Here is an 11,000-nt window from a genome sequence, read left to right as displayed (position 1 = left end):
GGCGACACGCCATGTCGCACGCCTGCCTGCTGCCCCGCGGCGATGACGCGGGGGTCGCCCCTGCGCCGACGGATGTCCCGCAGCTGCTGGTGGCGCACTACGCGCAGCTGCACCGGCGGCTGTCGATGCACCTGGGCTGCGCCGACGCCGCCACCGAAAGCCTGCACGATGCCTGGCTGCGCCTGGCCGACGCCGCCTTCACGGACACCTTGCAGAACCCGGTGGCCTACATCTTCCGCGTGGCCTGCAATGCCGCGATGGACCGCCTGCGCGCCGAGCGGCCCTGGCAGTACGCCGGCGAGGCGGACGACACGCTCGCCGAGCTGGCCGACCACGCGCCGGGGCCCGAACTCATCGCGGAGGCGCGCTCCGACCTGAAGGCGGTCGAACGCGCGATGCAGGGCTTGCCGCACCGCCACCAGGACATCTTCGTGGCCTTGCGCGTGCACGAGCTGACGCGGCACGAGGTCGCGGTGCGGCACGGGCTGTCGCTGCGGCGCGTGGATTCCACGCTGCGCCAGGCGCTGCAGCGTTTGCCGGTGGGGCGCTGGTCGGGCCTGCATGTCTGAGGCCATGCTTTTGTGGCCGAATGTTTTTGAATTGAAAACAAAAGACCTATGATGAATTCATCATGGGCATGGTTCGACTCGATCTCCACCTGCCAGGCGGCTGGACGGGATGGTTCGAACTCACGCGCACGCCGAAGGGCACCTACGCCGGTATCGCGGCGCTGAGCCTGGACGGCATCACGCGCTGCGCCCTGGTCATCACGCAGCAGCTGTCGTGGGACTCGGCCGTGGCGCGTGCGAACGTGCGCGCGGGACACTTCGTGCGCCAGTGGACGCCCGAGCGCGCGCACTGACACGCACCGACGGGGCGTTGAAAGCGCGCGGGCGCCGCGCATGGTAGAAACCGCCACCCGTGGGCGCGGTCATGCATCGCGCCGTGCGGCAGCGGCGTTTTTTCACCTTCGCTCCCGTGCCCTTGCCCTCCCAAATCCCTGTCATTCATGCGCAACCCACGACCTCGGGCTGACGTGCCGCGCGCCCGGTGGTTCGCCTGGCTGCTGTGCAGCCTGGCGATGCTCGTGCTCGCCGGTTGCGCCGGCCTGCCGACCGAGGTGGTACGCCAGCCCTCGAGCGCCATCACCGATGGCGCGGACACCGCGCTGGGCCGATTGGTGCGCGCCGCCGCGCCGCCGGGCGAGCCGCTCAGCGGCTTTCGCCTGCTGCCGATGCCGCAGTTCTCGCTGCATGCGCGCATCGAGCTGGCGCGCCGCGCGCAGCGCTCCATCGACGTGCAGTACTACCTCGTGCAGAACGACGAGACCGGCCGCTACCTGCTGCGCACGCTGCGCGATGCGGCCGACCGCGGCGTGCGCGTGCGGCTGCTGGTGGACGACCTGTACACGGCGGGCGCCGACCCGCTGTTCACCAGCTTTGCCTCGCACCCGAACGTCGAGGTGCGGCTGTTCAATCCGTTCCCGGCCGGGCGCTCGCGCTTCGGCACGCGCTGGGCGTGGTCGATCCTGGACTTCGACCGCGTGCACCGCCGCATGCACAACAAGCTGTTCGTGGTCGACAACACGATGGCGGTCATGGGCGGGCGCAACATCGCCAACGAGTATTTTTTGCGCGACGGCGGTTCGAACTTCATCGACATCGACACGCTGGTGGCCGGCGCCGTGGTGCCGCGGCTGTCGTCGCTGTTCGACATGTACTGGAACAGCCTGTACGTGTACCCCATCGAGTCGCTGGTGCCGCGCGGCGGCGAGTCGGCGCAGGCGCTGCGCGAGCGCTTCGACCGGCTCACGGCCGGGCCCGAGACGCTGCACCCTGAAGAGCCCGAATCGACCGATCTGCTGGGCAACAACCCGCTGGCCAAGGACCTCAACGCCGGCAAGCTCTCGCTGAGCTGGGCGCGCGCCGAGGCCTATGCCGATGCGCCCGCCAAGGCGCTGGCGCCCACCGAAGAAGGGCGCGGGCTGCCGGCCGACCAGGCCACCGACAGCGTGCTCTACAACGTGCAGCGCTATCTGCGCGGCGCGCAGCACGGGGTGCTGCTGACCACGCCCTACCTGATCCCCGGGCGCGGCGGCATGGAGACGATGCAGATCGTGCGCGGCAACGGCGTGGGCTACACCATCGTCACCAACTCGCTGGCGGCCACCGACGAGTCGCTGGTGCACATCGGCTACCGCCGCTACCGCGCGCAGATGCTGCGCCTGGGCGTGGAGCTGTACGAGCTGAGCCCCAAGCGCGTGGAGCAGACGAAGCGCTTCGGCATCTACGGTTCGGCCAGCGGGCGGCTGCACGGCAAGTCGGCCGTGATCGACGGGCAGGTGGTGTTCGTAGGCTCGATGAATTTCGATCCGCGCTCGGCGCTGCACAACACCGAGATCGGCCTGTTCATCTTCAGCCCGCAGATTGCGCAGCAGCTCACGAGCCTGATCGGCTTCATGCGGCTGGACGGCGCCTACCAGTTGCAGCTGGGGCCGCGCGGCGGCATCGAGTGGGTCAGCCCGGCGTCGGGCGACGGGGCGGACACCATCCTGCACACCGAGCCCGAAACCCATTTCTGGGCCCGCTGGCGGCTGGAGCTGCTGGCACCGCTGGTGCCCGAAAGCCTGCTGTAACGGCTCTTACGTTTACTGCTGCAAACGGCCGTTGAGGTACGGCTCGGGATCGACGGCGGTGCCGTTCTTGCGGATCTCGAAATGCAGCTTCACGCGATCGGATTCGCTGTTGCCCATTTCGGCGATCTTCTGGCCCTGGCGCACCACGGTGCCTTCCTTCACGAGGATGGTCTTGGCGTGTGCGTAGGCCGTGAGGAAGGTCTCGTTGTGCTTCACGATGACCATGTTGCCGTAGGAGCGAAGTTCGCCCCCCACGTACACCACGCGGCCGTCGGCCGAGGCCACGATGGGGTCGCCCAGGTTGCCCGCGATGTCCAGGCCCTTGTTGCGCACGCCGTCGAAGCGGCCCACGGTGGTGCCGGCGGCGGGGCGGATGAAGAGCGCCTGGCGCGGCGGCTGCGGCGTGGCGCTGGGCCCCGGAACAGGCTGCTGCGGCCCGGGTCCGGGCGTGGTGCAGGCGGCAATGCCTCCAGCCACGAGGAGCGTGGCGGCGGTACGTAAAACAAAAGTCTGAAGGTGCATGACGCTGTTGGAACGGATTCGTTGCGGAGGGTTCCGTCGACGGCCGAATCCGCTGCGCAGACCGGCTGGACGATGCTAGCAAACTCGCGCGCCGTGCCCTTCAGCAGCCCTTCAGCGGCCTGTTACTTGAGCGGAATCGGCGTGCCGCGATCGACCGGCACGGCCGTGATGCTGTTCTTGGGCGAGCCGTCGATCAGCAGGTCGGAGTAGGTCAGGTAGACCAGCGTGTTGCGCTTGGGGTCGACCATGCGCACCACGCGCAGGCGCTTGAAGAGCACCGACAAGCGTTCGGTGTAGACCTCTTCGCGTTTGGGCAGCGGCTGCGTGATGCTCACCGGGCCGACCTGGCGGCAGGCAATGGAGGCTTCGGCCTTGTCTTCGGCCACGCCGAACGCACCGGCGATGCCGCCGGTCTTGGCGCGCGAGACATAGCAGGTCACGCCGCTGACCTTGGGGTCGTCGTAGGCCTCGATCACGATCTTGTGGTCGGGGCCGATGAGCTTGAAGGCGGTGTCGACCTCGCCGACCGTCTCCGCCTTGGCCGCCGAGGCCGCGAGTGCAAAGCCGAGGCTGGCGGCGCAGAGGAGGGTGGCGCGAAGGGTCTTGATCATGAAGCGTTGGGTCAAACGATGCTGAGTTCGTGCACGCGGTCGAAGCTGCCGCGCTTGCGGTCTTCGAAGAAGTGTTCGAGCGCCTGGCGCACGGTGCGAAAGGCGATCTCGTCCCAGGGAATTTCTTCCTCGGTGAACAGGCGCGCCTCGATGGTTTCGTGGCCCGGGTCGAAGGTGTCGTCGAGCAGGCGGGCGCGGTAGAACATGTGGACCTGGCCCACGCGCACCACGCTGATCACGGCGAACAGGCCTTCCATTTCGAAGTTGGCACCGGCCTCTTCATCGGTCTCGCGGGCCGCGCCTTCGGCGGTGGTTTCCTCGAGCTCCATGAAGCCGGCAGGCAGCGTCCACTTGCCCCAGCGCGGCTCGATGTTGCGCTTGCACAGCAGCACCTTGTCGCCCAGCACGGGGATGGTGCCGACCACGTTCAGCGGGTTCTCGTAGTGGATCGTGTGGCAGGCCGGGCACACGGCGCGCTGCTTGGTATCGCCGTCGTCCGGCACGCGGTAGACCACCGCCGTGCCGCAGTTCTTGCAATGCTTGATGGGTACGCGAAGGAGCATGAAGCGGACCGCGCGGGCGTCAGGCGATCTTCACGGTCAGCGCGGGCAGGCCGGCCACCTGGCCCACCAGCGTGTCGCCGGCCACCACGGCCGCGACGCCCTCGGGCGTGCCCGTGAAGATCAGGTCGCCGGGTTGGAGCTCCCAGGCGGCCGACAGGTGCTCGATGGTTTCGGCCACGTTCCAGATCAGCTTGCTCACGGTGCTGCGCTGGCGGTCTTCGCCGTTCACTTGCAGCGAGATTTCGGCCTGCTCGGCGTTGCCGGCCTGCGCCACCGGCACGATCGGGCCGATGGGTGCGCTCTGCTCGAAGCTCTTGCCGATGTCCCAGGGGCGGCCCTGCTTCTTCATGTCGTTCTGCAGGTCGCGGCGCGTCATGTCCAGGCCGACGGCGTAGCCGTAGATGTGCTTGTGGGCGTCGGCCGCTTGGATGTTCTTGCCGCCGGTGCCGATGGCCACCACGAGCTCGATCTCGTGGTGCAGGTTCTTCGTGAGCGTGGGGTAGGCCATGGTGCCGGTCTGGCCGGCATCGACCGTCACCAGCGCGTCGGCCGGCTTCATGAAGAAGAAGGGCGGCTCGCGGCCGGTGAAACCCATTTCCTTGGCGTGATCTTCGTAGTTGCGGCCCACGCAGTAGATGCGGTGCACCGGAAAGCGGGCGGGCTGACCGACGACCGGCACCGAAACGGTGGCGGGCGGGGCAAAAACAAACTCGGAAGCCATGGAAAGGTGTCCTTTTTCAGCGAAACGGGAGGGGAGACCGGCAGTGTGCCAGAGGCGGCACGCCCTTGCCGGCACGCCGGACCCGGGATTTTGCGGCGGCCCACAATAGGCGCTTCTGCGCGTTTCCCCGACCCTTTTCCTTCCCGTTCCACCTCGCTTCACCATGCCCATCCGACTCGGCAAAGCCGGCAAGGCCACCGCCTTCAACGAACTCGGTCGCGAACGCGACGATGCCGGCGACCAAGACGGCGCCCTGGCCGCCTACGCGCAGGCCAGCGCCACCCATCCGTACTGGTCGGCGCCCTGGTACAACGCTGGGCTCATCCACAAGTACCGCGGCGACTGGGCCGCTTCGCTGCAGGCCAACGCCCGCGCCGTGCAGTGCGAGCCGCGCCACGAAGGCGCGCTGTGGAACCTGGGCATCGCGGCCACCGCGCTGGGCGACTGGCCCACGGCGCGGCGCGCGTGGCGCCAGTACGGCATCGGCATCCCGGACGGTGAAGGACCTGTCGACTATTTCGTCGGCCTCACGCCGATCCGCGTGCACGGCGACGAGGGCACCGAGGTGGTGTGGGCCGACCGCATCGACCCGGCGCGCGCCATCCTGCGCAACGTGCCCACGCCCGCCTGCGGCCACCGCTACGGCGACCTCGTGCTGCACGACGGCGCGCCCAACGGCTACCGGCTGCGCGGCGAACGCGAGGTGCCGGTGTTCGATGCGCTCGAACTGATCGCACCTTCGGAACACGCGACCTACGAGGTCTCGGTGGAAGGCGTGAGCTCGGAAGACATCGAGGCCTTGGTGCAGCGCTTCAAGGCCGCCGATGGCTTCGCCGAGAACTGGACCGACAGCATGGAGATGCTCTGCCGCGCCTGCTCCGAAGGCCGTCCCTTCGGCGAGGGCCGGCACAACCACGGCGCCGACGAGGCGCCCGGCACGCTCGGGCCGTGGCGCCTGGGCATTGCCTCGCGCGAAGAAGCCGCGGCGCGCGAGCTGCTCGACACGTGGCAGCAAGAAAACCCCGACGCCCGGCTGCACGATTTCCGCTGCGTGCTCCCGGCCACACCCCGCTCCTGAAGGTGAAGTTCAAGGGCGCTATCCTTGAGAAATCATGAAGCTGCATAACTACTTTCGCTCCTCCGCCTCGTTCCGCGTGCGCATCGCCCTTCAGCTGAAGGGCCTCGATTACGACTACGTGCCCGTGCACATCGCGCGCGGCGACCACCGCACCGGCCCGTTCTCGGCGATCTCGCCCGACATGCTCGTGCCGCTGCTCGAAGACGAAGGCGAGCGCTTCTCGCAGTCGATGGCCATCATCGAATACCTCGACGAAGTGCATCCCGAGCCGGCGCTGCTGCCGACCGACCCGGTGGGCCGTGCGCACGTGCGTGCGCTGGCGCAGTCGATTGCCTGCGAGATCCATCCGCTGAACAACCTGCGCGTGCTCAAGTACCTCGTGAAGGAACTGAAGGTCGACGACGAAGCCAAGAACACCTGGTACCGCCACTGGGTGCGCGAAGGCCTGCTGTCGTTCGAGCGCCAGCTCGCGCAGCACCCGGGCGGCACCTTCTGCTGGGGCGACACGCCCACCATGGCCGACTGCTGCCTCGTGCCGCAGATCTTCAACGGCCGCCGCTTCGACTGCGACTTCAGCGGCCTGCCGCGCACCATGGCCGCCTTCGATGCCTGCATGAAGCTCGACGCCTTCCAGCGCGCGCAGCCTTCGCAGTCGCCCGACGCCGAGCCCTGAGCAGGCAACTCGCGATGAATCCGCAATGGCTGGTGCCCGAGTGGCCCGCGCCGCCGAACGTGCGCGCGCTGTGCACCACGCGCGACGGCGGGGTGTCGGCCGGGCGCTATGACAGCCTGAACCTCGGCGACCACGTGGCCGACGATGCCGCGCACGTCGCCGAGAACCGCCGCCGGCTGCAGCAGGCGATCGGCACGCAGCCGGTATTTCTGCAGCAGGTGCATGGCACGGGTGTCGTGTCGCTCGACGATGCCGTGCAAGACGGCACCGTCGCCGATGCCTGCACCGCCACGACCACCGCGCGCGCCTGCACGGTCATGGTGGCCGACTGCCTGCCCGTGCTCTTCACCGACGCACGCGGCCACCGCGTGGCAGCTGCGCATGCGGGCTGGCGCGGGCTGGCCGGCGGTGTGCTCGAACAGACCGTGCGCGCCTTCGCGCAAGACGACGATGGCGGCGCGCCGCGCCTCATGGCCTGGCTCGGCCCCTGCATCGGCCCGAAGGCCTTCGAGGTCGGGGCCGAGGTCAAGGCCGCCTTCGAGGCGCAGTCGCCCGAGGCGGCGTCGTGCTTCACGCCGGCAGCGGCCGAAGGCAAGTGGCTGGCCGATCTGCCTGCGCTCGCGCGGCAGCGGCTGCGTGCGGCGGGTGTCGAGTCGCTCCATGGCAACGACAGCGGCGATGCGTGGTGCACCGTCGCGCAGCCGTCACGGTTCTTTTCGCACCGGCGCGACGGCGTCAGCGGGCGCTTCGCCGCGCTGGTCTGGAAGGTCTGAACCTGCGGCTTCCGCGGCGGCGCGGCGCGCGGCTTCCTGGGCCTGTGCCTGGGCCTGCGCCTCGCGTTCCTTGATTGCCCGCCGGCGTGCCGGCGTGGCCATCAGGTAGATCACCAGCGCCACCGGCGCCAGGCCGTAAAGAAGGAAGGTGACGAGGGCGCCCAGCACCGTGCCCGTGGTGTTGGTAGCCTCGGCCACCGCCATCATCACGGCCACATAGAGCCAGCCGATCACGATCAAATGGATGAACACAGGCAGAGACGTTTCGTTTCAATGGATTAGTGAAAGCGCGGCGTTGTGAGTGCCTTGCGAATGCAGCATACTCAAAACACGCAAGCCATCCGTTCGTATCGACCCAGGCCACGGCCAGGAGACATGATGAAGCAAGAAGACACGGGGGCCGATGCGTTCGCGCCCCTTCAAAAAGCCCTCACGCAGGGCTGGACCCAGGCCATGGAGGCTTTCCAGAAAGCTGGGGGCTCAGGAGGTGCCGCCGCTTTCGACATCGGCGGCACGCCGCTATGGCAATTGCCCCAGATGCCGCAGTTTCCGGGTGCGACGGGCATGCCCGAACTGCCCAAGTTCTCCATCGATCCCGAGCAGCTTCAGTCGATCCAGCAGCAGTACCTGACCGATGCCACCGACCTGTGGCGCCGCGGCTTCGGTGCCCGCCCCGAGGGCGACAAGCGCTTTGCCGCCGAGGCCTGGGGCAGCAACCCGATGGCGGCTTTCTCGGCCGCCGTGTACCTGCTCAACGGCCGCACCATGATGCGCATGGCCGAGGCCATCGACGCCGACGACAAGACCAAGGCGCGCCTGCGCTTCGCGGTCGAGCAATGGATGGCGGCGGCATCGCCCAGCAACTCGCTCGCCTTCAATGCCGAGGCGCAGAAGAAAGCCATCGACACGCAGGGCGAGAGCATCGCCAAGGGCATCCAGAACCTGCTGCACGACATGAAGCAGGGTCATGTGAGCATGACCGACGAAAGCGCCTTTGAAGTGGGGCGCAACGTCGCCACCACCGAAGGCGCCGTGGTATTTGAAAACGAGTATTTCCAGCTGCTCGAATACAAGCCGCTCACCGCCAAGGTGTACGAGCGGCCGTTCCTGCTGGTGCCGCCGTGCATCAACAAGTTCTACATCCTCGACCTGCAGCCCGACAACTCGCTCATTCGTTATGCGAACACGCAAGGCCACCGCGTGTTCGTGGTGAGCTGGCGCAACCCCGACGAGTCGATGGCCCAGGCCACCTGGGACGATTACATCGAGAACGCAGCCATCAAGGCCATCCATACCGTGCAGGAAATCAGCGGCAGCAAGCAGATCAACACGCTGGGCTTCTGCGTGGGCGGCACCATCCTGAGCACCGCGCTGGCCGTGCTTGCGGCACGCGGCGAGAAGCCGGCCGCGTCGGTCACGCTGCTGACCACCTTTCTCGATTTCAGCGACACCGGCATCCTCGACATCTTCGTGGACGAGCCCATGGTGGCGTACCGCGAAATGCAGTTGGGCAAGGGCGGCCTGCTGCCCGGCGGCGACCTCGCCTCGACCTTCAGCTTCCTGCGCCCGAACGACCTGGTGTGGAACTACGTGGTCGGCAACTACCTCAAGGGCGAGACGCCGCCAGCCTTCGACCTGCTGTACTGGAACAGCGACGCCACCAACCTGCCGGGCCCGTTCTACGCCTGGTACCTGCGCAACACGTACCACGAGAACAAGCTGGCCAAGCCCGGCGCGCTCACCGTGTGCGGTGAGAAGGTCGACCTCGGCAAGATCGACGTCCCGGCCTACCTCTACGGCTCGCGCGAAGACCACATCGTGCCCATTGGCGGCGCCTACGCGTCCACGCAGTTGCTCACGGGCAAGAAGCGCTTCGTGATGGGCGCCTCGGGCCACATCGCCGGCGTGATCAACCCGCCCGCCAAGAACAAGCGCAGCCACTGGCTGCGCGAGGACGGCAAGTTTCCCAAGACCCAGCCCGAATGGCTGGCCGGCGCGCAGGAGCAGCCGGGCAGCTGGTGGACCGACTGGGCACAATGGCTCAAGGGCCACGCGGGCAAGCAGATCCCCGCGCCCAAGGGCTACGGCAACGGCAAGGCCTACAAGGCCATCGAACCGGCGCCGGGACGCTACGTGAAGGCCAAGGCCTGAACGGGCGCCAGCTCCCGCAAGATCGCAACCGATTTCAAATCACCTCAACGGAGAGAACCTCATGGAAGACATCGTCATCGTTTCGGCTGCGCGCACGGCGGTCGGCAAATTCGGCGGCTCGCTCGCCGGCATTCCCGCCACCGAGCTGGGCGCCCTCGTGATCAAGGAAGTGATCGCGCGCGCCAACCTTTCGGCCGACCAGGTGGGCGAGGCCATCATGGGCCAGGTGCTCGCGGCCGGCGCCGGCCAGAACCCTGCGCGCCAGGCATGGCTCAAGGGCGGCGGCACCAAGGAAACGCCGGCGCTCACCATCAACGCCGTGTGCGGCTCGGGCCTGAAGGCCGTGATGCTGGCGGCGCAGGCCGTGGCCACGGGCGACAGCGAAATCGTGATCGCCGGCGGCCAGGAAAACATGAGCATGGCGCCGCACGTGCTGCCCAACTCGCGCAACGGCCAGCGCATGGGCGACTGGAAGCTGGTCGACACCATGATCGTCGACGGCCTGTGGGACGTGTACAACCAGTACCACATGGGCATCACGGCCGAGAACGTGGCCAAGCAGTACAACATCGACCGCGCCTCACAGGACGAGCTGGCCCTGGCCAGCCAGACCAAGGCCGCTGCCGCGCAAGACGCTGGCAAGTTCAAGGACGAAATCGTCGGCGTGAGCATTCCGCAGAAGAAGGGCGACCCGCTCGTCTTCAACCAGGACGAGTTCATCAACCGCAAGACCAACGCCGAAGTGCTGGCCGGCCTGCGCCCCGCCTTCGACAAGGCCGGTGGCGTGACCGCGGGCAATGCCTCGGGCCTGAACGATGGCGCCGCCGCCGTGATGGTCATGACGGCCAAGAAGGCCGCCGCCCTGGGCCTGAAGCCGCTGGGCCGCATCGCCAGCTACGCCACCGCCGGCCTCGACCCGACCATCATGGGCATGGGCCCCGTGCCCGCGTCGACCAAGGCGCTGCAGCGCGCCGGCTGGAAGGCCGCCGACCTCGACCTGCTCGAGATCAACGAAGCCTTCGCTGCACAGGCCTGCGCCGTGAACCGCGAAATGGGCTGGGACGTGAACAAGGTGAACGTGAACGGCGGCGCCATCGCCATCGGCCACCCTATCGGCGCGTCGGGCTGCCGCATCCTGGTGACGCTGCTGCACGAAATGCAGCGCCAGAACGCCAAGAAGGGCATCGCCTCGCTGTGCATCGGCGGCGGCATGGGCGTGGCGCTGACGATCGAGCGCTGAGACTGATCACCGGTTGAACCGGTACGGGGAGGG

The 11,000-nt window shown here is 67.9% G+C and carries 13 protein-coding genes; 8 read left to right on the top strand and 5 right to left on the bottom strand.

The window, feature by feature from the left end:
* Window positions 1-11: 11 nt before the first annotated feature.
* The 3 genes from RZE79_RS19370 (at window position 12) to RZE79_RS19360 (ending at window position 2,635) form a co-directional block, all read left to right on the top strand.
* Window positions 12-569 carry a sigma-70 family RNA polymerase sigma factor gene (locus RZE79_RS19370; RefSeq protein WP_319356066.1) on the top strand — a complete coding sequence of 186 codons (558 nt, stop codon included), beginning with the start codon at window positions 12-14 and terminating at the stop codon, window positions 567-569.
* Window positions 570-631: 62 nt separating this feature from the next.
* Window positions 632-862, top strand: coding sequence for a hypothetical protein (locus tag RZE79_RS19365; RefSeq protein WP_153283552.1), 231 nt, complete (start codon window positions 632-634; stop codon window positions 860-862).
* 147 nt (window positions 863-1,009) lie between these two features.
* Window positions 1,010-2,635: a phospholipase D family protein gene (locus tag RZE79_RS19360; protein ID WP_319356063.1), complete on the top strand. Its 1,626-nt coding sequence runs from the start codon at window positions 1,010-1,012 to the stop codon at window positions 2,633-2,635.
* A gap of 12 nt (window positions 2,636-2,647) precedes the next feature.
* On the opposite strand, the gene RZE79_RS19355 is transcribed toward RZE79_RS19360, so the two are convergent.
* The 4 genes from RZE79_RS19355 to RZE79_RS19340 form a co-directional block, all read right to left on the bottom strand.
* On the bottom strand, window positions 2,648-3,157 hold the full coding sequence (locus RZE79_RS19355) for a peptidoglycan DD-metalloendopeptidase family protein (protein ID WP_319356061.1): 510 nt from the start codon (window positions 3,155-3,157) through the stop codon (window positions 2,648-2,650).
* A gap of 122 nt (window positions 3,158-3,279) precedes the next feature.
* Window positions 3,280-3,768, bottom strand: coding sequence for a CreA family protein (locus RZE79_RS19350; RefSeq protein ID WP_319356059.1), 489 nt, complete (start codon window positions 3,766-3,768; stop codon window positions 3,280-3,282).
* 11 nt (window positions 3,769-3,779) lie between these two features.
* On the bottom strand, window positions 3,780-4,331 hold the full coding sequence (locus RZE79_RS19345; RefSeq protein WP_192192300.1) for an NUDIX hydrolase: 552 nt from the start codon (window positions 4,329-4,331) through the stop codon (window positions 3,780-3,782).
* A gap of 19 nt (window positions 4,332-4,350) precedes the next feature.
* Window positions 4,351-5,052, bottom strand: coding sequence for a fumarylacetoacetate hydrolase family protein (locus RZE79_RS19340; RefSeq protein ID WP_319356056.1), 702 nt, complete (start codon window positions 5,050-5,052; stop codon window positions 4,351-4,353).
* A 163-nt stretch (window positions 5,053-5,215) separates the two neighbouring features.
* On the opposite strand from RZE79_RS19340, the gene RZE79_RS19335 reads away from it, so the two are divergent.
* Genes RZE79_RS19335 through pgeF form a run of 3 tightly spaced genes read left to right on the top strand, consistent with a single transcriptional unit; the run spans window position 5,216 to window position 7,576 of the window.
* Window positions 5,216-6,130, top strand: a complete 915-nt coding sequence (locus RZE79_RS19335; protein ID WP_319356054.1) for a tetratricopeptide repeat protein — start codon at window positions 5,216-5,218, stop codon at window positions 6,128-6,130.
* A gap of 34 nt (window positions 6,131-6,164) precedes the next feature.
* Window positions 6,165-6,803 (top strand): maleylacetoacetate isomerase, encoded by a 639-nt coding sequence (gene maiA / locus RZE79_RS19330; protein WP_319356053.1) that lies wholly within the window; start codon window positions 6,165-6,167, stop codon window positions 6,801-6,803.
* A 14-nt stretch (window positions 6,804-6,817) separates the two neighbouring features.
* The gene (gene pgeF / locus RZE79_RS19325; protein ID WP_319356051.1) at window positions 6,818-7,576 is read left to right on the top strand and encodes a peptidoglycan editing factor PgeF; all 759 of its coding nucleotides are present in this window, start codon (window positions 6,818-6,820) and stop codon (window positions 7,574-7,576) included.
* Here the strand turns inward: pgeF and RZE79_RS19320 are convergent.
* Entirely contained in the window at window positions 7,508-7,828 is a 321-nt protein-coding gene (locus RZE79_RS19320) for a hypothetical protein (protein ID WP_319356049.1), read from the bottom strand. The genes pgeF and RZE79_RS19320 overlap by 69 nt on opposite strands.
* A 126-nt stretch (window positions 7,829-7,954) precedes the next feature.
* Here RZE79_RS19320 and phaC point away from each other — a divergent pair, with 126 nt between their 5' ends.
* Both phaC and RZE79_RS19310 read left to right on the top strand, forming a co-directional pair.
* Entirely contained in the window at window positions 7,955-9,727 is a 1,773-nt protein-coding gene (gene phaC, locus RZE79_RS19315) for a class I poly(R)-hydroxyalkanoic acid synthase (RefSeq protein WP_319356047.1), read from the top strand.
* A gap of 61 nt (window positions 9,728-9,788) precedes the next feature.
* The gene (locus tag RZE79_RS19310) at window positions 9,789-10,967 is read left to right on the top strand and encodes an acetyl-CoA C-acetyltransferase (protein WP_319356045.1); all 1,179 of its coding nucleotides are present in this window, start codon (window positions 9,789-9,791) and stop codon (window positions 10,965-10,967) included.
* Window positions 10,968-11,000: the final 33 nt, after the last annotated feature.

The sequence above is a fragment of the Variovorax sp. EBFNA2 genome (genome assembly GCF_033802765.1).
GTDB lineage: Bacteria > Pseudomonadota > Gammaproteobacteria > Burkholderiales > Burkholderiaceae_C > Variovorax > Variovorax paradoxus_H.
Note: the sequence above shows the minus strand (reverse complement) of the source record. Positions and strands in the feature narration are given on the sequence as shown.